Raw genomic sequence first — 382 nt, forward strand, 5'->3', positions numbered from 1 at the left:
GGTCTCGTGGGCTCGGAGATGTGTATAAGAGACAGCCTGGAATGCACAAGAAACCTTAAAGGGAATTGCAGCATATAACAGAACAGCCGCCATTTATGAACGGTCCCTTGATATACCTGCATATTGGCAAGATTTGGGATAATATGGCCAGCAAAAAATATTACATTACCGGGGGAATAGGTGCGAAAGGACATGGTGAGGCATTCGGGCACAATTATGAACTGCCAAATATGTCTGCCTATTGCGAGGGGGGGGGGGGGGGGGGCATCTGACGCTGCCGACGATCGAGCCATAGTGTAGATCTCGGTGGTGGCCGGGTCAGTAAAGAGGGGGGGGGGGGGGGGGGGGGGGGGGGGGGGGGGGGGGGGGGGGGGGGGGGGGG

Annotated in this window: 1 protein-coding gene; it reads left to right on the plus strand. The window is 57.3% G+C overall.

Annotated features, from left to right (window positions below):
• Positions 1-65 precede the first annotated feature (65 nt).
• Complete coding sequence (locus JHD79_RS22650) at positions 66-272, plus strand: beta-L-arabinofuranosidase domain-containing protein (RefSeq protein ID WP_233164852.1); 207 nt, start codon at positions 66-68, stop codon at positions 270-272.
• Positions 273-382: the final 110 nt, after the last annotated feature.

The organism is Pedobacter sp. ASV28 (assembly GCF_016428855.1).
Taxonomy (GTDB): Bacteria; Bacteroidota; Bacteroidia; order Sphingobacteriales; family Sphingobacteriaceae; genus Pedobacter.